General features: G+C 71.3%; 18 protein-coding genes and 1 pseudogene. 4 read left to right on the top strand and 15 right to left on the bottom strand.

The features are described 5' to 3' along the window. Window positions 1-303: 303 nt before the first annotated feature. From AB0F88_RS31345 to AB0F88_RS31310, 8 genes and pseudogenes are all read right to left on the bottom strand, one after another. Complete coding sequence (locus AB0F88_RS31345; RefSeq protein WP_362692172.1) at window positions 304-1,137, bottom strand: ABC transporter permease; 834 nt, start codon at window positions 1,135-1,137, stop codon at window positions 304-306. Then, the gene (locus AB0F88_RS31340; RefSeq protein ID WP_362692169.1) at window positions 1,134-2,027 is read right to left on the bottom strand and encodes an ABC transporter ATP-binding protein; all 894 of its coding nucleotides are present in this window, start codon (window positions 2,025-2,027) and stop codon (window positions 1,134-1,136) included. Before AB0F88_RS31340 ends, AB0F88_RS31345 begins: the two co-directional genes overlap by 4 nt. A 122-nt stretch (window positions 2,028-2,149) precedes the next feature. After that, window positions 2,150-2,632 carry a Clp protease N-terminal domain-containing protein gene (locus AB0F88_RS31335; RefSeq protein ID WP_362692166.1) on the bottom strand — a complete coding sequence of 161 codons (483 nt, stop codon included), beginning with the start codon at window positions 2,630-2,632 and terminating at the stop codon, window positions 2,150-2,152. After that, window positions 2,629-2,862 (bottom strand): hypothetical protein, encoded by a 234-nt coding sequence (locus AB0F88_RS31330; protein ID WP_279779539.1) that lies wholly within the window; start codon window positions 2,860-2,862, stop codon window positions 2,629-2,631. The genes AB0F88_RS31335 and AB0F88_RS31330 overlap by 4 nt, the downstream gene beginning before the upstream one ends. A gap of 109 nt (window positions 2,863-2,971) precedes the next feature. Continuing rightward, window positions 2,972-3,214: pseudogene (locus AB0F88_RS31325) on the bottom strand (Tn3 family transposase); the annotation flags it as partial. 25 nt (window positions 3,215-3,239) lie between these two features. Further along, on the bottom strand, window positions 3,240-5,804 hold the full coding sequence (locus AB0F88_RS31320; protein WP_362692162.1) for a Tn3 family transposase: 2,565 nt from the start codon (window positions 5,802-5,804) through the stop codon (window positions 3,240-3,242). An 858-nt stretch (window positions 5,805-6,662) separates the two neighbouring features. Continuing rightward, the gene (locus AB0F88_RS31315; RefSeq protein ID WP_362692159.1) at window positions 6,663-7,244 is read right to left on the bottom strand and encodes a dihydrofolate reductase family protein; all 582 of its coding nucleotides are present in this window, start codon (window positions 7,242-7,244) and stop codon (window positions 6,663-6,665) included. A gap of 65 nt (window positions 7,245-7,309) precedes the next feature. Continuing rightward, window positions 7,310-8,149 carry a helix-turn-helix domain-containing protein gene (locus AB0F88_RS31310; protein ID WP_362692156.1) on the bottom strand — a complete coding sequence of 280 codons (840 nt, stop codon included), beginning with the start codon at window positions 8,147-8,149 and terminating at the stop codon, window positions 7,310-7,312. A 495-nt stretch (window positions 8,150-8,644) separates the two neighbouring features. Here AB0F88_RS31310 and AB0F88_RS31305 point away from each other — a divergent pair, with 495 nt between their 5' ends. Beyond that, a complete protein-coding gene (locus AB0F88_RS31305) occupies window positions 8,645-10,816 on the top strand; it encodes an ATP-dependent RecD-like DNA helicase (protein WP_362692153.1) in 2,172 nt (723 codons plus the stop codon). On the opposite strand, the gene AB0F88_RS31300 is transcribed toward AB0F88_RS31305, so the two are convergent. The 4 genes from AB0F88_RS31300 to AB0F88_RS31285 all read right to left on the bottom strand — a co-directional run bounded on the left by AB0F88_RS31300 (window position 10,791) and on the right by AB0F88_RS31285 (window position 14,779). Beyond that, a complete protein-coding gene (locus tag AB0F88_RS31300; RefSeq protein ID WP_362692150.1) occupies window positions 10,791-11,546 on the bottom strand; it encodes a helix-turn-helix domain-containing protein in 756 nt (251 codons plus the stop codon). The genes AB0F88_RS31305 and AB0F88_RS31300 overlap by 26 nt on opposite strands. Window positions 11,547-11,615: 69 nt before the next feature. Continuing rightward, window positions 11,616-11,951, bottom strand: coding sequence for an STAS domain-containing protein (locus AB0F88_RS31295; protein WP_362692147.1), 336 nt, complete (start codon window positions 11,949-11,951; stop codon window positions 11,616-11,618). A gap of 6 nt (window positions 11,952-11,957) precedes the next feature. Continuing rightward, window positions 11,958-13,100 (bottom strand): cobalamin-dependent protein, encoded by a 1,143-nt coding sequence (locus AB0F88_RS31290; RefSeq protein ID WP_362692144.1) that lies wholly within the window; start codon window positions 13,098-13,100, stop codon window positions 11,958-11,960. Next, complete coding sequence (locus AB0F88_RS31285; RefSeq protein WP_362692141.1) at window positions 13,097-14,779, bottom strand: SpoIIE family protein phosphatase; 1,683 nt, start codon at window positions 14,777-14,779, stop codon at window positions 13,097-13,099. Before AB0F88_RS31285 ends, AB0F88_RS31290 begins: the two co-directional genes overlap by 4 nt. Before the next feature lie 395 nt (window positions 14,780-15,174). On the opposite strand from AB0F88_RS31285, the gene AB0F88_RS31280 reads away from it, so the two are divergent. Both AB0F88_RS31280 and AB0F88_RS31275 read left to right on the top strand, forming a co-directional pair. Next, window positions 15,175-16,368, top strand: a complete 1,194-nt coding sequence (locus tag AB0F88_RS31280; RefSeq protein ID WP_362692138.1) for an Ig-like domain-containing protein — start codon at window positions 15,175-15,177, stop codon at window positions 16,366-16,368. Window positions 16,369-16,617: 249 nt separating this feature from the next. Beyond that, window positions 16,618-17,310, top strand: a complete 693-nt coding sequence (locus tag AB0F88_RS31275) for an HAD family hydrolase (RefSeq protein WP_362692135.1) — start codon at window positions 16,618-16,620, stop codon at window positions 17,308-17,310. Between the two features lie 9 nt (window positions 17,311-17,319). Here AB0F88_RS31275 and AB0F88_RS31270 read toward each other — a convergent pair whose 3' ends face one another. The 3 genes from AB0F88_RS31270 to AB0F88_RS31260 all read right to left on the bottom strand — a co-directional run bounded on the left by AB0F88_RS31270 (window position 17,320) and on the right by AB0F88_RS31260 (window position 19,345). Then, on the bottom strand, window positions 17,320-17,589 hold the full coding sequence (locus AB0F88_RS31270; protein ID WP_362692132.1) for a hypothetical protein: 270 nt from the start codon (window positions 17,587-17,589) through the stop codon (window positions 17,320-17,322). Window positions 17,590-17,808: 219 nt separating this feature from the next. Beyond that, window positions 17,809-18,345 carry a malic enzyme-like NAD(P)-binding protein gene (locus tag AB0F88_RS31265; protein WP_362692128.1) on the bottom strand — a complete coding sequence of 179 codons (537 nt, stop codon included), beginning with the start codon at window positions 18,343-18,345 and terminating at the stop codon, window positions 17,809-17,811. 37 nt (window positions 18,346-18,382) lie between these two features. Beyond that, the gene (locus AB0F88_RS31260) at window positions 18,383-19,345 is read right to left on the bottom strand and encodes a radical SAM protein (protein ID WP_362692125.1); all 963 of its coding nucleotides are present in this window, start codon (window positions 19,343-19,345) and stop codon (window positions 18,383-18,385) included. A gap of 143 nt (window positions 19,346-19,488) precedes the next feature. On the opposite strand from AB0F88_RS31260, the gene AB0F88_RS31255 reads away from it, so the two are divergent. Continuing rightward, on the top strand, window positions 19,489-19,815 hold the full coding sequence (locus AB0F88_RS31255) for a multidrug efflux SMR transporter (protein ID WP_362692122.1): 327 nt from the start codon (window positions 19,489-19,491) through the stop codon (window positions 19,813-19,815). Window positions 19,816-19,867 lie beyond the last annotated feature (52 nt).

The raw sequence follows: 19,867 nt of genomic DNA, 5'->3' as shown, positions 1-19,867 counted from the left end.
AAATGAACGGCAAAATGAACATCCGAACCGGACACGGCACACGGAGATCCCCGTTCGGCCGGATGTTCTCGGTTGCGTTCGTCAAACGTTCGTTAGATGAACATCCGGACACGGCTACGGAAGATCGTCTTGTTGTCGGCAGCGAGGACGTCAATGGGCGCTGCCGGTTGACGTCGGTGGATCGGCAGCGAAAACGAACGTGTCACCAGCCCAAGTGCGCCACCGCAATCGCCAGCAACATCACGCCCCGGGCCAGATCCGGAGCCAGGGATCGGCTGGTCACCGTCGTGACGGTCATGGCCTTCACCCGATCCGCTGCAGGGCACGCTCACGGCGTGCCGCCACTGTCGAGCCGGATTCCCCGCGTGCCATCCGCCGCAGCACGACCGGCGCCATGAGCAGGCCGAGCAGCGCCCAGGCGCCCAGCACTCCGGCGGTCTCCAGGTGTCGCCAGGACGCGCCGATCTCGACGACGACCGCCGCGTCCGGTAGCAGGGCCGACCGCATGCCGAGCCCCATCCAGTAGACGGGGAAGATCTGGGCGATCCACTGCAGCCACTCGGGCAGTACGGTGATCGGGTAGAAGATGCCGGAGATGCCGATCACAGCGAGGAACGGTAGCTGGACCAGTCCTTGGGCGCGGGCAGTGGTGAACATCGAGCCCAGGACCGCACCGATGGGCAGGGTCGCGACCAGGCCGAGCGCCAGTACCCAGGCCAGACCGGGCCAGGACTGCGGGCCGATCCGCAGACCCTCGACGAGGAGCACGGCGGGCACGAGGAAGATCATCAGGTCGGCGAGCAGGCCGCCGGACACCGAGATCACCTTGCCGATCAGGTAGGCGGGCATCCCGTGCGGGGTCGCCTTGGCACGCAGCAGCGTGCCGTCCTCGCGGTCGGCGGTGAGCTGCTGGCTCATGCCGATCACGCCGGTCGCGGCGTTCATGCCGAGGATGCCGGGTAAGGCCACGGCGCCGAGCAGGAGAGCGCCGACCGGCAGGTCCCGGATGAAGAACAGCGTGGCCACCATCAGGGCGGGCCACAGGAAGTGGGAGAACAGCTCGGCGCCGTTGGTGAACGACTGCCGCAGCTCGATCAGGCCCCGGGACCAGCCCGCGCGCAGTACGGTCGCGTTCATCGGGCCGCATCCTCGGCCTCGCGCACCAGCGCCAGGTACGTCTGCTCCAGCGAGGCCCGGTGGACCTCCAGCTCCCGGACGTCGTCGCCGTGGCGGGCGAACAGCGCGCGGGCGAACGTGGTCGAGTCGGGCGTCCGCTCGACGTAACGCCGCCCGTCGCGCACCCAGCGCACCTCGTCCTCGCCGACGATCCGCCGTGCCAGCTCGGCGGCGGTGCCGTCGGCGACGATCCGGCCGCCGTTCAGCACGAGAATGCGGTCGGCCAGCTTCTCGGCCTCGCCCAGGTCGTGGGTGGTGAGCAGGACGGTGGTCTCGCGGGCATCGGCCAGGTCGCGTACGAGAGCGTGGAAGTCGGACCTGGCCTGCGGGTCGAAGCCGGTGGTCGGCTCATCGAGGAACAGCACCTCGGGGCGCCCCACGAGGCCGATCGCGACGTCCAGCCTGCGCCGTTGGCCGCCCGAGAGTGTCTTGAGCTTCTTGCCGGCGTGCTCGGTCAGGCCGACTCTCTCGATCAGCTCGTCGGGGTCCCAGGGCCGCGAGATCCCGGGGACGGCGTAGGGGGCGTAGTAGGTGCCGAGGTGGGCGAGGAACTCGCGTACCCGCCATTTGCCGTGGTCGCGCCAGGACTGTAGCACGATCCCGAGCCTGGCCCGCCACTGCTCGTCGCCATGCGCGGGATCGGCGCCGAGCACCGAGACCCGGCCCTGCGACCGGACGCGGAAGCCCTCCAGTATCTCGATCGTGGTGGTCTTGCCCGCGCCGTTCGGCCCCAGCAAGGCCAGAACCTCGCCGTGGCGGGCCTGGAACGTGACGTCGTGCAGGACGTCGAGCGAGCCGTAGCGCATGCGCAGCCCGTCGACGTCGAGCACGATGCCGTTGCTCTTCGTCATGAAATGACCTCTCTTCGTGATCAGATGACCTCGTGCCGGAGCCCATGCCGGCGCAAGCCCGGCACGAGGGCATGGCGCATCGCGGCCCGAACCGGGCCGGAGCGTGGGGACAGGGGTGCTGGTTACCAGCTTTCGCGCACGAGCGTCTCCTGGAGGAGATCCATTAGGCTGGCCCGGTCGAGGCCGGCCAGGGCGAGCGCGCGCGGCACGGTACCGACGTCGGCGCTCAGGACGCCGAGCAGCAGATGGGCAGGACGCAGGTCCTTCTTGCCCTTGGCGGCGGCGAAGCCGCGTTCGAGTGCGAGCCGGGCGGAGGCGCCGGGCTTCGGGTGATCCTTGGGGTTGCGGAAGGGCTTCGGAAGGTCGTAGGCGGCGAGGGACACCCCGACCGCGTTGAGGCTGTGCTCGAACTCCCGGTCCAGCGCGTCCCTGATCGCCTGCCGCCCGAGCCCCGCCGCCGTCAGCACGCGGTGCGCGGCGGTGCCCTCGACGGCGGCGATGGCCAGCAGGAGGTGGTGGGCCTCGGTGGCGGCAGAGCCTTCCTCCCGCGCCTCGGCCGCTCCCCGCGCGATGATGTCGTTGATGTAATGGTCGATCGTGCTCACTGTCGTCTCCTCAGCGTCACGCCGGCGGCGATGAGTCGCTTGGCGTGCTTCTTGTGGACCGCCTGGCGGGTGACGCCGAGTGCCTCGGCGACCTCCGGCCAGCCCCACCCGGCGCGCATGGCCTGCTCCACGGCGGCGTCCTCGATCTGGTCGGCCAGGCGCCGCAGCGCCGCGACCGCCGCGAGCGCGTCGGCGGGATCCTGGGGTACGGGAGCGTCTTGTGCCGGCATGCAGGCAACCTTAGTTGCTTATTTCGAGAATAGTCAACTGTGGTTGCTTGAGTGCCCGAGGCTCGGGGCAGGGCGCCCCGGTCCGACCCAACACGGCGCCCCGTGTTGGTCAGATCTCGTCGTCGTCCTCGGTGGCGTCCGGGTCACGCAGGTCGCGGATGGCGCCGGGTTCGAGGTCGGGCAGGGCGAAGGTGTAGGTGCCGTGGACGCCGAGGTGGGAGTGGACGAACGGTGACAGCCGAGCCATGTCTTCCTCACGGACGGGGTAGCCCTGGGCTTTGAGCTGGCGGATGGCGGCGTCCAGGTAGACGGTCGTCCAGAGCGTGGCGCAGTTCAAAACGAGGCCGAGGGCGCCGAGCTGGTTTTCAAGTCCGCGTTCATAGCGGTGGTAGAGCTCGCCCTTCTTGCCGTTTCCGGCGGATCTTCCGCAGCTCGATCTTTCCCCGGGCGAATGTGTTCAGCGGTCCGTAGTCGGCCAAGGCGCTGATCCGCCAGCCCTTCTGGTCGGGCAGGTCAGCCAGGGCTGGCCGGTATGAGATGCCCAGCAGCTCCAGGAGGCCGAAGACGACGTCTGAGTAAGACCCTGTGTCCGAGACGACGATCTCCGGCAGGTCGCCGCCGTCCAAGCCGAAGATGACGTCCACCATGTGCAGGGAGTCGCGGATCGTCCCGGACACGACCTTGGCGCCGCGTCCCATGCCGCAGTCGTTCATGGCGTTCAGCCAGGTCATGCCGCGTTTGGAGCCGAAGTACTTGCGGTTGGGGCGGGCGAAGGCGGCCGGGACGGGGACGACGAACCGCATCCCGTCGACCGCAGCGACCAGGCCGCCGCCCCACGCCTGGGCCAGCGGCAGTCCGGCCTGCTTGTCGACCAGCGGCACGTTCGCCAAGCTGAGCGTTTCGGGCCGGAAGTAGTTCTGGTAGACGTGCGATAACCGCGACCGCTCCAAGGCTTCGACGCCCTTCTTGGCGATCGGCCGGTACCCGACGTTCAGCGAGTGCGCGGTCAGGCACGCGGCGATCGAGACCGGCAGGTCCTTCAGCCGGGACCGGCCTCCCGACACCGCGGTGAACGCCTCGGCGAGTTCGGGCACCCACGACATGACCTCCAGGATCGCCTCGGGCAGCTCCACGCGCGGCAGCATCGCCGTGGTGCGGGCCCGCAGGTCGACCAGGGACGGCGGCTCCTCGATCGCCTTCACCCCGGTCAGGTGGATCTTCCCCTCCCCGTCCACCCGGACGTCGGGGTTGGCGACCAAGCGCCCGCCGACTTCGCGGAGGGCGGCGTTCAGGGTGCGGGAGTGCTCGGCCAGCAGCGCGTCAGGGGCGGCGGGGAGGCTGAGCGCGGTCAGCGCGTCGGGCCGGATCGCCGCCCACTGAGCGCCTTGCAGCAGCTCGGCCTGGGGGTTGCGCCACTTGGTGGAGGCGTCAGCGTAGATCTCGCGGCGCTTCAGGCCGCGCCAGAACCGCTCCAGCACGCAGAAGGCGTAGGCGTGACGGTTCACCGCGCCACCGGAGTGGGCGGGGTGGCCGAACACCAGGTGCTTCCACGGGCCGGTGACCACACCGGCGTCGATCAGGCGGCCGGGGATCAGCGGGGCGGCCAGGCGGCTGCGGTGGGCCAGCATGTCCGGCAGCGCCTTCATCGCCTCCAGCACGGGCGTGCCCTCGGCGTTCGCGCCGAAGGCGATCGTCTCGGGCAAGACCCTCAAGAATCCGGACACGGTGGTGTACCGGCCGACCAGCTCGGTCCGCCAGTCATCGGGATCAGTGGCATCGGCCGACGGCACGTTCTCGTTCACCAGCACCAGCGCGGCCCGCAAGTCGGCGCGGGAGATAACCGTCTCGATCGCCTCCCACACCTCCGCCACACGAACCTCCTCGTCCTCGCCGCCCCACCCGTCGGACTCGAACAGCGCCTGCACCGCGACCGCCAGCCGGGCGGAGGCCTTGGCGAGCTTGGGGTGCTTGCGGACCTTCTCCTTGTTCGCCGCCATCTGCGCCTTGTTCAACAGCTCGGTCGCCATTAACAGGTCCAGCAGTTCCAGGGTGTCGTCGACCGACTTACCCTCCAGATGCCGGACCGTGGCCAGCAGAGTCGCCAGCCGACGGCCGTCACCGTGCCGACGCAGCGCCGAGGCGTCCGCCCGCATCCCGTACTTGGCCAGCTCACCCAACCGGCGCTGCGGCACCACAGCCTCCGCGCCCAGGTCCGCGAGCTCCAGCCCCAGGATCTCCGCCACCTGGTCGAGAGCTTTGATGATCGTCGGGCCGGACGCTCGCGGTGGCACGCCCTTGCGCCACCGCTCCAGATCCGACACCCGCGACCCCAGCGGTACTTCCAGCAGCTGGTCCAGGACATAACGCTGGCCGATGGTCAACAGGCCTTCCAGCACGCCCCGCAACCGCTTGGTCGTATCGTCGCGGATCTTCGCGACCAGCCGCGCCAGCGTCGTCACGCCCGGCAGCAACACCTTCCGCTCGCGCAGCCACCCCACTCCGTCGGTGAAAATCGCTTTTGGGCCATCCCCGGATGTCCAGGACCGGGCCGCCACCCACGCCACAAACTCGCCCTCGACCGAGGCGAAATCCTTCCACTGGTAGACCTGCCGGATCTCCTGCTGATGATCGAACGGCGTCGGTCTCCGCTCGGTGTACCGCTTCACCTGCGACGGGTCCTCAACCCCCAGCTGCTCAGCTACGAACTCCAGCACCACCCCCGGCACATCCAGGGGATCCTCAAGGAACGTCCCAAGCCACCGCACCGTCACGAGCTGGAGGGCGAACCCCAGCCTCATGCGCTCGCCGCGCCGCCGTCCGACCAACGCCCGATCCTCGTCATCGAGGAAGAACACCCGCTCCAGATCAGTCTGCGCCGGCGGCCCCGCGAACCGCCCGTACGCAGCCGCCTCATCATCGGTCAGGAAATCCACCATCGGCATACGCCGCAAAGCAGGACCGACCCACCAGTAACCGGACCCAGAGCCACCGAACCGTTACAAGATCCGTGTCCGCCCGATGCCACCCGCATCAGACCGGCCAGTCACGATTAACAGCGCCCGCCAGGCTCCTTATCGTGACTGGCCGCTTGGTTGCTGCTCAAGGGCCGTCACGACCGGCGAAATCCGATAGGCATTCCCATCTCACGGGTTCCGGCCGGGCGAATGGTTCTCGGCCGCGTTCTCCGATTCCGGCGGGCGAATCCGGGCGTGTGACGCGGGCATGTGGGCGCCGGCGTCACACGCCCGCTGAAACGGCTCTCGCAATTCACGGGGTATCGCCCGCGTCAGCTTCAAGCAGCGGCGGCCGGTGACCGCGCTCCGGTCCGGATGCGCCGCGCCCGGTTCCCAGCTGCTCACCCCTCCATGCATGCCGGGCCCGGCAGCCGCCGCGATACCGAGATCGTCGGCCAGGGCCGCCTGATCCTGCCTGGTGCCCCTCGCACGCGCACCGGGCCCGTTACCCGCGCGATCACCGCAGCCGCGCCGACCACCAGGCCACCCGCGCTCATCTCCGCAGGAGAATGTGAGATATCAGAAGCTCTGATGGGAGGGTGGCGTCGGCGCGTTGATCGGGCCCAAAGTCCCGAGGCCACGCTCAGGCCAAGTCCGTTCGGGGGTCGGCCAGGATACGACGGAAACCGGCAACCAGTGATCTTGAGGTGAACGTGCCGCGGGTGAGGTGCTGGGGCGGATCGGCGCCGGCTGCCCGACCAGGGACAGCGATGCGCGGACGCGGCCGGAGGCCCGATCTTGTGTCACCGTCGGCAGTGGACTTCTTCGCGTACCCGCTCAGATCGGTCAACGGCGCACCCGATAGCGCAGGTGAAGCACCCGGTTGCCCTGGATCACCACGTCAGGATCCTCCAGCAGGTGCTGCGCGTCGACCGACCCGAAGTAGCGCTTGCCGGACCCGAACACCACGGGTACGACGTCCATGCGCACCTCGTCGACCAGGCCCGCGGCAAGCGCCTGGCCGCCGACGTCGCCGGCGGCGACCTCGACCATGCGGTCACCCGCGAGCTCCTGCGCCTTGGCCACGGCCGCCTCGACGCCGTCGACGAAGTGGAACGGCGCCTCGGGGTCCCAGCCCTCGGGCATCGGCCGGTGTGTCACGACGACCACGTGGCCGATCCCGCCCGGAGGCTTCCCGTCCCAGCCGTCCGTGATGTCGAAGACGTGGCGGCCGGCGATCGTCACCCCGATCTGGTCCCAGTACGGCCGGGTGTGGTCGTAGGAGGTCTGCGACACCTTCAGCTCGCCGCTCCCGTCCAACGGGACGTCACCGCTGGTCAACCAGTCGAACAGCGGTCCGGGCTGGTCGTTCTCGTCCGCGATGAAGCCGTCCACCGACACCGTGCTGTACATGACGACCTTGCCCACGGGGCTCTCCTCTGCTTCGGGGTGCCCCAAACTAGCGTGGCGTGAGCTGTCGCTCTTGTAAGAAATCAATCGGCCGGCAGCGGCCAGCCATCAAACACGTGACCGGGATGTTCGCGCAGGAACCGCCGCCGGACTTCGACGTACCGGGTCGGCGTGAGCCCGGTGAACGCCCGGAACTCGTGGCCGAAGTGGGCCTGGTCGAAGTAGCCCGCGCCACCGGCGAGGTCGCCCCAGTCGACCGGTCCGGCGGGGTCGATCGCGAACACGGTGGCGGTGAAGCGGTAGGTGCGCGCCAGCCGCTTCGGCGTGACGCCGATGAGCTCCTTGAACCGCTGTGCCAGATGAGTGGTGCTGACACCGGCTGCCACGCTCAGGTCGCCGATCGCCACCGCCCCGCCGGCCGCCGCGATGACGCCGCTCGTATGGCGGACCAGCCCCAGGCCGGCGGTCTCGCACAGCCGTCGCATCAGCTCCTCCTCGAGCAGCGTCAGCATCTCGTACGGCCCGGCCGCCGTGGCCAGCCGGTCCCGCAACTCGGCGACGGCGGGCCGGCCCCAGACCTGCTCCACCGTCACCGGCCGGTCACACAGCTCGGCCGCGGGCATCGGCAGGAACGGCGCCAGCCCCCACGGCTTGACGTGCACGCCGACCGACCGGGTCCCCGGCGGATAGCCGAACTCGAAGGCGCGGGTGGGCATGGTGACCACGCAGCCGTCGGCGTACTCGGCCGTCTCGATGTCGGTGCCGGCGCGGATGCGGAACGGCGCCCCGAGGTTGACGATGAGCAACGCCGACGGACTCGGCGGCAGCGTCAGCCGGGCGTACGGCGGCGCACCCTCCAGGTAGTAAAGGTCGTCGATCAGCCCGTCCAGCGGCGGTCGCGGCACTCTGGACACGTACTCCACGCCCACAGTATCGCCGACGCCCCGCCGGCATCGCGCGCCGGAATGTTCTCCACCGCGTTCAGCCCGGATTCGGTCTCCCGCTGAAGATCGCGGTCGCGAACCGGAATCGACGGCAGCCGCTCTGCTCGCACGAACAGCGTCACGCTGACCCTGGATGAGACAGGCCGGCTCCTCGACAGAGGGAGCACCCCGACTGTGCGCCGCGCGCGGCGTCGAGGACGGATGGAACATCACGGCGGGCGCGAGCGCGGGCGAAGATGCGGCCTGCGGCGGTCGGCGCCTCAGAACGAGTTACCACACCGCCATCATGCGTCTGATCGCATCTTCTGCGTCAATCGCGCCGAAAAAACTTTGCGGCGTGGCCGGAGGCCCGGAAGACGATCACCCGGGCGTCCTTCTGGCTGGTGGCCCTACACTTGCGCGAGCGGATTCAGGGCGGAGGGTGGCAGCGTGCAGACGGAGAAAAGCGGCGTCCCTGGTACCTGTTTAGACGCAGTGCTTGAACGCATCACCTACGCCAACGAGGAGACCGGCTACACCATCGCCCGGGTGGCCACCGACCGCTCCGGCGCCGACCTGCTGACCGTGGTCGGGCCGCTGCTGGGCGCCCAGCCGGGTGAGTCGCTGCGGCTGACCGGGCGCTGGGCCTCCCACCCCAAGTACGGCAAGCAGTTCGAGGTGTGGTCCTACGCCACCGTGCTGCCCGCCACCATCCAGGGCATCCGGCGCTACCTGGGCTCCGGGCTGATCAAGGGCATCGGGCCGAAGATGGCCGAACGGATCGTCGACCACTTCGGCGTCGACACCCTGGAGGTCATCGAGACCACCCCCGAGCGGCTGGTCGAGGTCCCCGGGCTCGGCCCCAAGCGGACCAAGATGATCGGCGTCGCCTGGGAGGAACAGAAGATCATCAAAGAGGTGATGATCTTCCTGCAAGGGGTCGGCGTGTCCACCTCGATCGCGGTCCGCATCTTCAAGCAGTACGGCGACAAGTCCATCACGGTCGTCAGGAGCGAGCCGTACCGGCTGGCCGACGACGTGTGGGGCATCGGCTTCAAGACCGCCGACACCATCGCCCAGGCCGTGGGCATCCCGCACGACAGCCCCGAGCGCGTCAAGGCGGGCCTGCGCTACACCCTTTCCCAGGCCGCCGACGACGGCCACTGCTACCTTCCGGCGCCCAACCTCATCGGCGACGCGGTGAAGATCCTGGAGGTTCCCGCCGAGCTGACCGCGCGGTGCCTGGAGGAGCTGGTCGCCGAGGAGGGCGTGGTCCGCGAGGACGTCCCGGTCGGCGACGGCAGTGTCCCGGCGGTCTACCTGGTGCCCTTCCACCGCGCCGAGCTGTCCCTGGCCGGGGCGCTGCGCTCCCTGCTGGCCTGCGAGCACGACCGGCTGGGCGCCTTCGCCTCCGTCGACTGGGACGCGGCGCTGAAATGGCTGCGCACCCGGACCGGCGCCGAGCTCGCCGAGGAGCAGGCCCACTCGGTACGGCTGGCGCTGACGGAGAAGGTCGCGGTGCTGACCGGCGGTCCCGGCTGCGGCAAGAGCTTCACCGTACGCTCCATCGTCACCCTGGCCCGCGCCAAGAAGGCCAAGGTGATCCTGGCCGCGCCCACCGGCAGGGCGGCCAAGCGCCTGGCGGAGCTGACCGGCCACGAGGCCACCACCGTGCACCGGCTGCTGCAGCTGCGTCCCGGCGGGGACGCCACCTTCGACCGTGACAACCCGCTGGACGCCGACCTGGTCGTGGTCGACGAGGCCTCGATGCTGGACCTGCTGCTGGCCAACAAGCTGGTCAAGGCCGTCGCCCCGGGCACGCACCTGCTCTTCGTGGGAGACGTCGACCAGCTGCCCTCGGTCGGCGCGGGCGAGGTGCTGCGCGACCTGCTGGCCGCCGAGGAGGAGATCCCCCGGGTGCGGCTGACCCACATCTTCCGCCAGGCCCAGGAGTCGGGGGTGGTCGTCAACGCCCACCGGGTCAACACCGGCCTGCCCCCGGCGCTGGAGGGCATGACCGACTTCTTCCTGTTCCCCTGCGAGGAGCCCGAGGAGATCGCGGCGCTGACCGTGGACGTGGTCGCCAACCGCATCCCGCGCAAGTTCGGCCTCAACCCGCGCCGCGACGTGCAGGTCCTCTCCCCGATGCACCGGGGCCCGGCCGGGGCCGGAAACCTCAACAACGCGCTGCAGGAGGCGCTGACCCCCTCCAGGGAGGGCATGCCCGAGCGCCGCTACGGCGGGCGGGTCTTCCGGGTCGGCGACAAGGTCACCCAGCTGCGCAACAACTACGAGAAGGGCGCGGCGGGGGTGTTCAACGGCACCGTCGGCATGGTCGTCGACATCAAACCCGACGACCAGAAACTGATCGTGCTGACCGACGAGGACGAGAACGTCGAGTACGCCTTCGACGAGCTGGACGAGCTGGCCCACGCCTACGCGGTGTCGATCCACCGCTCCCAGGGCAGCGAGTACCCGGCGGTGGTCATCCCGCTGTCCACCAGCGCGTGGATGATGTTGCAGCGCAACCTGCTCTACACCGGGATCACCCGGGCCAAGAAGCTCGTCGTCATCGTCGGCTCGCGCCGCGCGCTGGCCCAGGCGGTGCGCACCCGGGGAGCCGGGCGCCGCCACACCAGCCTCACCCACCGCCTGCGCGGCCACTGAGGGCCCGTACGGGAAGCGGTGCCGCGTCGGCCGCCAGGCCGGTGAGGCCCAGCAGGCGGGCCAGGGCCTCGTGCCCGGCGCGGGTGACGTTCAGGGCACGCCCTGAGCCGATCCGGCCGACCCAGCCGCGTTCCAGCGCGGTCGCGCACAGCACGGCCCCGGCGGTGCCGGCCAGGTGGTGACGGCGTTCGGTCCAGTCCAGGCAGGGCCGGGCCAGCGGGCGGCGCCCGCCGCCGGGCAGCGGCGCCCCCAGCTCGACGGCGAACCACGACAGTCCCTCGTCGCTGAGCGCGAACCCGGCGTCCTGGCGCAGCAGGCCGCGGGCGGTGAGCGCGTCGGTGATCGCCACGCCGAGCCGCCCGGCCAGGTGGTCGTAGCAGGTCCGGGCCCCGGCCAGCGCGCGGGCCGCGCTCGCGGCGCGCAGCGTCGCGGGCCGGGCGGCGGCCCCGGGGCCGGCGTGGGCGGCCAGGTCCTCGACGAGCCGGGCCACCTCCGGCCCGGCCAGGCGCACGTACCGGTGGCGTCCCTGGCGCTCCTCGGCCAGCAGGCCGCCGCCGACGAGCCGGGACAGGTGCTCGCTGGCGGTCGAGGCCGCGACCCCCGCGTGCCGGGCCAGCTCCCCGGCGCTCCAGGCCCGCCCGTCCAGCAGGGCCAGGCAGAACGTGGCGCGGGTGCCGTCGGCGAGCAGGGCGGCCAATGCCGCCAGCGGGACCGGGGTGGTCGACGTCATGGTCTCCATCATCGGTCAGGAACGCTTCGGCGCCGGCCGAAGCGTTCCGCTATCGCCGGCCGGCGGCGCTCACTCCTGCTCCTGGGGGAGCTTGAAGAGCTGGTCGAGGGCGGTCACCCGCAGCAGGTGGCGCAGGTAGGGGGTGAGGGCGACGATCCGCATGACGATGCCGTGCTCGCCGGCGGAGTTGTAGACGTTGATCAGGGCCGCCACCCCCGAGGAGTCGATGAACTCCAGTCCCGACAGGTCCAGGTCGAGGTTGCGCACCTCCCCGGGCAACAGCTCCTGCGCGAAGCCGAAGAGCTCGGGAGCCGTGTCGTAGTCGAGGTCACCGCTGAGGACGAGCAGGGTGGTGTCCGGAGCGATGACGCGCACCTCGGTACGGAACGGGGTCTTGTCGAACATCAACCGTCAAATCTCCTGATCGGTGCCGGGGGCGGGTGCCGCCTCGATCCCCTGGACCAGCATGTGGCGGGCACGGGGGAAGTCTCGCAGCTCGTCGTGGAAAACGCGCAATCCCACCGTCAGGGCCTCGGCGGGGACCCCGCGTGCCGCGAGCACGGCGCCGGTCCAGCCGATGAAACCGGTGAACAGCGGTGCGTCGTCGACGTACAGGGCCGCGGACAGGAAGTCGAGCAGGTGGCCCAGGTCGGCGGCGGTGGCGTCGAGCTGGTGGAGGTCGTAGGCGGCCATCGGCGGGTAGGCGCGGGCCAGGGTCTCCATCGCCCGGGTGAGCAGCTCGGCGCGCCGGCGCGTCAGGTGGGTGTACTCCTCGTCGGCGAGGTGGGCCGGCGCGTCGGCGAGGCGGGGCGGGCCGGTCAGGTCTCCGCGCTCCAGCCGGTCGGCCGCGACGTCGGCGGTGGGCGCCCAGGCGTCGGCGCCCAGCAGGCGGGCGTAGCGGCCGTCGGCGCCGAAGCCGGCCCCGCCGGCCATGACCGGCACTCCGACGGCCTGGCAGGCGGTGAGGGTGGCGTGCGCCCGGGGCAGGCGGGTGGCCAGCGCGCAGCCCAGCGCGACCGCGTCGGGCCCGGTCTGGTGCAGGTGGGTGATCAGGTGCGGGCCGGGCACGCTGGCGCCCAGGAAGTCGACCCGCCAGCCGCGCAGGCGCAGGACCTCGGCCAGCAGGCGGGTGGGCAGCGCGTGGTACTCGCCGTCGGCGCAGGCGACGGTGAGGCGCCCGCGGGTGGGCTCGGGCCGGACGCGGGCGGCGATCGCGGCGACGGCGCGCTCGCTGACGGCGGTGGCGCCGTGCTCGCGGGCGATGGACCACTCGTTGGCCGCCCACAGCTCGCCGACGCGCCGCTGGGCGGGGGCGATGAGCTCCAGCAGCAGCCGCTCGGCGTCCACGCCCTCCTCCAGCAGGCCGAGCACCAGGTCGATGGCGGCGAACTCGTCGGCCCGCCCGATGTGCTCCAGGTATCGCTCGACGGCCTCGCGCAGGCCCGCGACCGGCGGCGCGGCCGTGCCCCCCGTGCCCCCCGTGCCCCCCGTGCTTCTCCTGTCCGCCGTGCCCGTCGTGCTCCCGGGGCTCGGCGAGGTGCTCAGAGTGCTCATCGGGCCGGCCTCGCCTGCACCGCCAGCAGTGCCCGGTCGTCCTGGACGTCGCCGCCCAGCCAGTCGGTGCTGATCTGCTCCAGCCGCTCGACCAGTGCCGCGACCGGCATGCCCGCGCAGCCGGCCAGGGCGGCCTTCAGCCGCTGCGCGCCGTACATCTCCCTGCCCGTGGGGCCGCCGAAGGCCTCGGTGATGCCGTCGCTGTAGAGCAGGCACACCTCGCCGGGGGCCAGGTCGACGCCGACGGGGGCCAGGACGGTGTCGGCGAACGCGCCGAGCATGGAACCGTGGGCCGTGCTCTCCTGCACGGTGCCGTCGAGGCGCAGGATCAGCGGCGCCGGGTGCCCGGCGACCGCCAGGTCCACGTGTACGTGCCCGTCCGGGCCGGCGCTGAGCGTGCCGAGCACGAGGGTGGCGTAGGAGTTGGGCGTGGGCGAGCCTCGCAGGGAGCGGTTGAGCAGGGCCACCAGCTGCTCGGGGCGCTCCTCCAGCAGCAGCAGCGTGCGCAGGCAGTGACGGATGTGCCCGGTCAGGACGGCGGCGCGGGCGCCCTTGCCGCAGACGTCGCCCAGCACCACCAGCGGCTCGCCGGGCCTGCCGGTCTCGGGCAGGTAGACGTCGTAGAAGTCGCCGCCGATGAGCCCGGCCTGGCGGGCGGCGCGCAGCGATCCGGCCAGCTCCAAACCGGCCAGCGCGGGCAGCGGCGGGGGCAGCAGGTCGTTGCTGAGGATCGCGTTGGTGGCGCTCTGCTCCTGGTAGAGGGCGGCGGCGGAGATGGCCGCCCCGGCCCGGGCGGCGAAGATCCGTACCAGGGTCTCGGCGTCCTCGTCGAAGGGCGGGCCGTCCTCGTGGCGGGCGAGCACGAGGGCCCCGGCGGGCACCCCGTTGCCGGGCAGCGGGGTCACGAGGAGGTGCCCGGCCGCCCCGAACCTGTCGGGCAGCAGCCAGCCGGGCACCTGGCCCGGATCCAGCCAGCGGCTGGGCACGGGCGGGAAGCCCGCCAGCGCCTCGGCCAGGCCGGGCACCTGCGCGGTGTCGGCGACGGCGACGTTGCCCTCCTGCAGGGCGCGGTCGGTGCTGGTCAGGCGCAGCCAGCCGGCGTGGCGGCGCCCCGAGGGCGGCAGCACGACCATGGCGGCGTCTGCGAGGAAGGGGGTGGCCAGCTCGATCGCGGTACGGGCGCAGCGGCGCATGTTGAGCGAGGCCGACAGCCTGCGGCCCGCCTCGATGAGGAAGTCGGTGCGCCGGCGCTCGGCCAGCAGCGCGTCGGTCCTGGCGGACTCGGCGGTGACGTCACGCAGGTACCAGGCCCGGTGGGTGAGGCCGAAGACCTCGCGGCGCACCCGGATCCGGCGCCGCCCGTGATCGCTCTCGCGGCTCTCGCCCTCGGGGCGGTCGCCCTCGAACAGGGACGCGGCCGGGCCCGAGCACAGGGGGCGGCCGGGGACGATCTCGGGTGCCATCTCGGCCGCGGCGGCGTTCAGCATCACCACGACGCCGTCGGTGCCGCACAGCACGATCCCCTCGCCGCTGGCCTCCAGGATGGCGCGCAGCAGCTCCTCGCCCGGTGCCCGCGGGACGTCGCGCTCGTCACCCGCGTCGCGGTCGGCGTCCACGTCGGCGTCCAGGCCGGCGGTGAGCGCGTGGCCGGGGTCGCGCAGGGGGGGAGGTCTTGTCATCACCCAGGGCTTCCGTGTGGAGAGGGATCGATCAGATTATCTTCCGTCCGCCGTCGGGGCGGGCCAGGGGGGATCCGGTACGCGACGCCAGAGGGTCTTCGACTGTCCCATGCCCCTCGGGCGGCTGTTGATGCGGCCGGGGCGCGATGGATCGTGGCCAGATGTCGCCCGCATGTCGCCCGCGCGGGCGCTCACCCCGCCGGAGCGGCCCTTTTACGTCCAGCCCTGCGACGTGGGAACTTTGCCTTTTCCTGACTCTCGGTTGGCATTTTTCTGACTTTACGAAGAGTCCGAAACGTTACCAAATCGGGCGCAACCATGTTCAGTCATCATGCATCTCCTATTAGTGTTTTAAGAGCAGTTTGCTGTAGTTGGGGAGAGAAATTGTGCTGATCGTGGAACGCCGACGCCTCAGGACGCCGCTGGCCGGTCTGGCCCTGGCGACCGCGGCGGTGCTGGTCACCGCCTGCTCCGGAGGAGCGGCCCCGGAGGCCTCCGCCGGTCCCGGCGCCGGATCGGGCGCCGTCGCCGCCACCGCTCCGGCCGCGACGGAGATAAAGATCAGCCCTGCCAAGGGCAGCAAAACCGTGCGCCCGAACAAGAAGGTCGTCGTCGCGGCCTCCAACGGCGCGTTGGAGGAGGTCACCGTGGAAAGCGGCGGCCGCAGGCTGGAGGGCGACTTCGACGCCGAGCGCACGAAGTGGATCTCTTCTACGCCCATGATGCCGGACAGTGACTACACCGTGTCGGCACGGGCGGTGGACGGCACGACCGCCGCCGGTTCCTTCAGGACGCTCAAGCCCGAGCACGAACTCGAGGTGGCGGACGTGACCCCGGCGATCAAGGGGGAGAAGGTCGGCGTGGGGGCGCCGATCATCGTCACCTTCAACCAGCAGATCGCCAACAAGGCCGGGGTGGAGAAGGCCCTGGAGGTCAAGGCACAAAAGCCGGTACAGGGCGCGTGGCGGTGGATCAACGACACAACCGTGATCTACCGGACCGCCAAGTTCTGGCAGCCGCACCAGAAGGTGACTTTCACCGCCCGCCTCAAGGGCGTGCAGGGCGGCAAGGACATGTACGGCGTCAAGGACATGACCAAGGTCATCCAGATCGGCGCGGCCCAGATCTCCACGATCGACACCCGCAAGCACAAGATGATCGTCAAACGGGACGGCAAGGTCGTGCAGACCATGCTGATCAGCGCGGGCAACGCCACCACCCGCGAGTACACCACCACCAGCGGCGTCCACCTGGCGATGGGCAAGGCCAACCCCGAGCGCATGATCTCCCCGGGCCGCAAGAAGGGCGACCCCGGCTACTACGACCTGATGATCAACCACGCGGTCCGTTTCTCCAACAGCGGCGAGTACGTGCACGCGCTGAACAACGTGTGGGCCCAGGGACGCCGGAACGTCAGCCACGGGTGCATCAACTCCCGCCCCGACCAGGCCCGGTGGTTCTACAACCAGGTCCAGCGCGGCGACGTGATCACCATCAGGGGCACCGACCGCGAGATGGAGTGGAACAACGGCTGGGGCTTCTGGCAGATGTCGTTCAAGGAATGGCGCAAGGGCAGCGCCCTGGCCTGACCACCCCGGCTCCGGAGCCCGCCTGCGGCGGCTCGCGGGCGGGCTCCGTGCCGGGTGATCCCAGACGTGATCTCGGGGCGTGATCTCTCGAGGTGTGATCTCGGGGCGGCGGTGAGGGCGGCGAAAAACGGGCCGCGCCCGGCCGGGCGGGCGCGGTAGCGTGTGCGGCGAACACGACGGCGGGCCGGCGGCGGTCGGCGGCGGGCGCGCTGGGCGTGGCCGATGAGGACGTTCTCGGGGGAGGACCGTGTGAGGCTCCAGGCGCAGGTGCTCATTTTCGACGCCGACGACACGCTGTGGGAGAACAACGTGCTGTTCGAGCGGGTCGTCGAGGACTTCCTCGACTGGCTGGCGCATCCGACCCTGGAGCGGGCCCAGATCCGCGCCGTCCTCGACGACATCCAGGCGGCCAACGCCGTCACCCACGGCTACGGCAGCACGATGTTCCTGCGCAGCCTCGGCGAGTGCTTCGAGCGGCTGAGCGAGCGCCCCGCGACCGAGGCCGAGCGCCGCCGCATCGACGAGCTGGCCCTGGCCCTCGTCGAGCGCCGGGTGGAGCTGGTCGAGGGCGTCGCCGAGACGCTCACGGCCCTGGGCGAGCGCCACGAGCTGCTGCTGCTCACCAAGGGCGACCTGGACGAGCAGCGGCGCAAGCTGGAGGCCTCGCGGCTGGCCCACCACTTCCGCGACGTGCACATCGTGGCGGAGAAGGACGTCGGCACCTACCGGTGGCTGGCCCGCGAGCACGCGCTGGCGCCCGCGACGACCTGGATGATCGGCAACTCCCCGAAGTCGGACATCCTTCCGGCCCGGCAGGCGGGGATGAACGCCGTGTTCATCCCCAACGACCACACCTGGGCGCTGGAGCAGAGCGACCTCGACCCCGGTGACGAGCGGGTGCTGCGACTGGGCAGGTTCCCCGAGCTGCTGGACCACTTCTGAGGGGTGGCCTCAGGTCCCGCCGGCGGAGTCGGCGGCGGCCACGCCGGGCCGGGTGAGGCGTTCGGGATCGACGACCCGGTCGTAGAGGGCCTCCTCGACGCCCGACCTCAGGGCGGCGTCCCTGAGGGTGAGGTCCTCGCGCAGCGCGCGGTGGGCGATGCGCGCGGCCTCGTCGTAGCCGATGGCCGGGCTGAGCGCGGTGACCGTCATGAGCGACCGGTCGACGTTGTCCTCCAGCCTGGCGGTGTCGAGCCGGACGCCCTCGACGAGAGACGACACCGTAGGCGTGGTGGACGGCCTTGGGCATCCGGTCCTCGCCGATGTCGAAGTGGATCAGCGAGCGCTGGGTCTGCGCGCTCCGGTAGTGGTCGGCCGGAACCTGGATCTCGCCCGTGGAGTCGCTCTCGGTACGGGTGCCCGAGGCCCGCAGCCCGATCGGCACGTCGAGGATCTCCGGCGCGGCCTCCTTCTCGCGGCGCGGACGGCGGGCGGCCACCGTCAGGTCCCCCTGACCGGCCGGTAGCGCGGCTGCCACATCGCGTCCTGGACCTGCTGGACGGGGTCGGGCAGGTCCACGCGGGCCAGGCCCTCGGCGGCGGCCTGGCGGGCGACCGCGACGGCGACGGTCGCCGAGACCTCCCGCAGGTCGCCGACCGGCGGCAGCAGCGAGGCGCCGGGGGCAGCGCCCTCGGCGACGTCGGCCATCGAGCCGACCGCCTCGGCCGCGGCCTGGAGCATGCCGTCGCTGACCCGCCGGGCGCGCGAGACGATCACCCCCAGTCCCAGCCCCGGATACAGCAGGGCGTTGTTGGCCTGGCCGATGACGTGGGTGAGGCCGTCGTGGGTGACGGGGGCGACCGGGATGCCGGTGGCGACCAGGGCGCGGCCGCCGGTCCAGCGGATCAGGTCCTCGGGCATCGCCTCGATGCGGCTGGTCGGGTTGGAGATGGGGAAGATGACGGGCCGCTCGACGGCGGCGGCCATGGCGCGCACGATCTCCTCGGTGAAGGCGCCGCGCGCGGTGGAGGTGCCCATTTGCTGCTTGTCGGCCCTTCTTGGAGAACCGCCGTTCTCAGAGGAGAGCGAGCTGTGCCTGCCGGGGCAGGGCCAGCGGCAGGGGCTGCTCGGGCCGCGTCGGGCCCATCCCGTAGCGGGCGGCCAGCCGCGACACCTGGCCGGTCAGGCCGCGCACGTAGCCGGGCTCGGCGTCGGCGCCCCTGCCGTACAGCTCGGCGTAGCGAGGCGCCAGGGCCGGATGGTGCTCGCCCAGCCAGGCGAGATACCACTCACGGGCACCGGGAGGCAGTCGCAGCACGTGCGGGACGAGGCTGACGGCCCCGGCGTCGGCGACGCGGCGCACCGTGGCCGCGAGCTGGTCGGGGGAGTCGGTCAGCAGCGGCAGGATCGGCGCCATCGCCACCCCGCACGCCACCCCCCGCTCGTTCAGCTCGGCCACCAGCTCCAGGCGTTTTTGCGCGCTGGGGGCACCGGGCTCCACGCTGCGGCGGATCCGGTCGTCGACGAAGGCGATCGAGACCACCACCCCGGCCCCCGGGGTGGCGGCCAGCAGATCGGCGTCACGCAGGATCAACCGGCTCTTGGTGAACACGGTGAACGGCGCCCCGGCCTCGCGCAACGCGGTGACCAGGCCGGGCATCAGCCGGTAGACCTCCTCGACGTCCTGGTAGCAGTCGCCCCCCACCCCCACGGTGACGTGCTCGCCGTCCCAGCGCGATCCCAGCTCCGCGCGAAGCCTGCGCACGATGTTGGTGCGCACCACGATCCGGGAGTCGAAGTCGCCTTCGGCGTTCAGTCCCAGGTAGCGGTGCCCCCGGCGCACCGAGCAGTAACGGCAGGCCTGGGCGCACCCCCGGTAGGGGCTCACCGCCCAGCCCTCGGGAACGCGGTCCAGCGCGGTGCGCGCCTGCACCTCGTAGCAGGTCAGGGCCCCGTGGACCCTGGTCAGCGCGGAGCGCTCGATGCGCGGCCTGACGTCGGGCGGCGCGTCGAGCAGGGCGGGCGCGTCCCATGGCATGCGGCCCAGTGGAACACGCTTTCGACACCGCTCGCAAGCCGGGCAGGTCGTGGCGCCGGACGGTCTCGCCGCCGGGGGCCCGGCCATCCCCGATCAACGAAAAATGATACGTTTATGCCCGTTTTTGGGGGAGTGGGGGAATCATGGCGTGGTTGGTACTGGCCGGGGCGATCATCGCCGAGATCGTGGCGACCACCGCCCTCAAGCTGAGCGACGGGTTCGCCCACAAGGGCTGGACGGTCCTCGTCGTCGCCGGTTACATCGCCGCGTTCGTCCTGCTGGCCCAGGCGCTCAAGCTGCAGATGGAGGTCGGCACCGCCTACGCGGTCTGGGCCGGGGCGGGCACCGCGATCATCGCCGCCATCGGCGTGCTCTTCCTCGGCGAGACGATCAGCTTCGCCAAGGTCGCGGGCATCGTCCTGATCATCGGCGGTGTCGTGGTGCTCAACCTGGCCGGAGGCGCCCACTGAACCCCCGCCCCGGGCCGCCGATAATGGCTCGCCCGCCGCGCGGCGGGCGGCC

Source organism: Streptosporangium sp. NPDC023963, from assembly GCF_040639135.1.
In the GTDB taxonomy this organism is placed as follows: Bacteria; Actinomycetota; Actinomycetes; order Streptosporangiales; family Streptosporangiaceae; genus Streptosporangium.
This window is presented reverse-complemented; position numbering and strand designations above follow the sequence as displayed.

What these genes read in the sequence shown, in the direction of transcription:
- AB0F88_RS31345 (WP_362692172.1), bottom strand. Translation starts at nt 1,137, where the DNA reads ATGAACGCGACCGTACTGCGCGCGGGCTGGTCCCGGGGCCTGATCGAG.
- AB0F88_RS31340 (WP_362692169.1), bottom strand. Translation starts at nt 2,027, where the DNA reads ATGACGAAGAGCAACGGCATCGTGCTCGACGTCGACGGGCTGCGCATG.
- AB0F88_RS31330 (WP_279779539.1), bottom strand. Translation starts at nt 2,862, where the DNA reads ATGCCGGCACAAGACGCTCCCGTACCCCAGGATCCCGCCGACGCGCTC.
- AB0F88_RS31320 (WP_362692162.1), bottom strand. Translation starts at nt 5,804, where the DNA reads ATGCCGATGGTGGATTTCCTGACCGATGATGAGGCGGCTGCGTACGGG.
- AB0F88_RS31300 (WP_362692150.1), bottom strand. Translation starts at nt 11,546, where the DNA reads ATGACGTCGACCACCCCGGTCCCGCTGGCGGCATTGGCCGCCCTGCTC.
- AB0F88_RS31295 (WP_362692147.1), bottom strand. Translation starts at nt 11,951, where the DNA reads ATGTTCGACAAGACCCCGTTCCGTACCGAGGTGCGCGTCATCGCTCCG.
- AB0F88_RS31290 (WP_362692144.1), bottom strand. Translation starts at nt 13,100, where the DNA reads ATGAGCACTCTGAGCACCTCGCCGAGCCCCGGGAGCACGACGGGCACG.
- AB0F88_RS31285 (WP_362692141.1), bottom strand. Translation starts at nt 14,779, where the DNA reads ATGACAAGACCTCCCCCCCTGCGCGACCCCGGCCACGCGCTCACCGCC.
- AB0F88_RS31265 (WP_362692128.1), bottom strand. Translation starts at nt 18,345, where the DNA reads ATGGGCACCTCCACCGCGCGCGGCGCCTTCACCGAGGAGATCGTGCGC.
- AB0F88_RS31260 (WP_362692125.1), bottom strand. Translation starts at nt 19,345, where the DNA reads ATGCCATGGGACGCGCCCGCCCTGCTCGACGCGCCGCCCGACGTCAGG.
- AB0F88_RS31255 (WP_362692122.1), top strand. Translation starts at nt 19,489, where the DNA reads ATGGCGTGGTTGGTACTGGCCGGGGCGATCATCGCCGAGATCGTGGCG.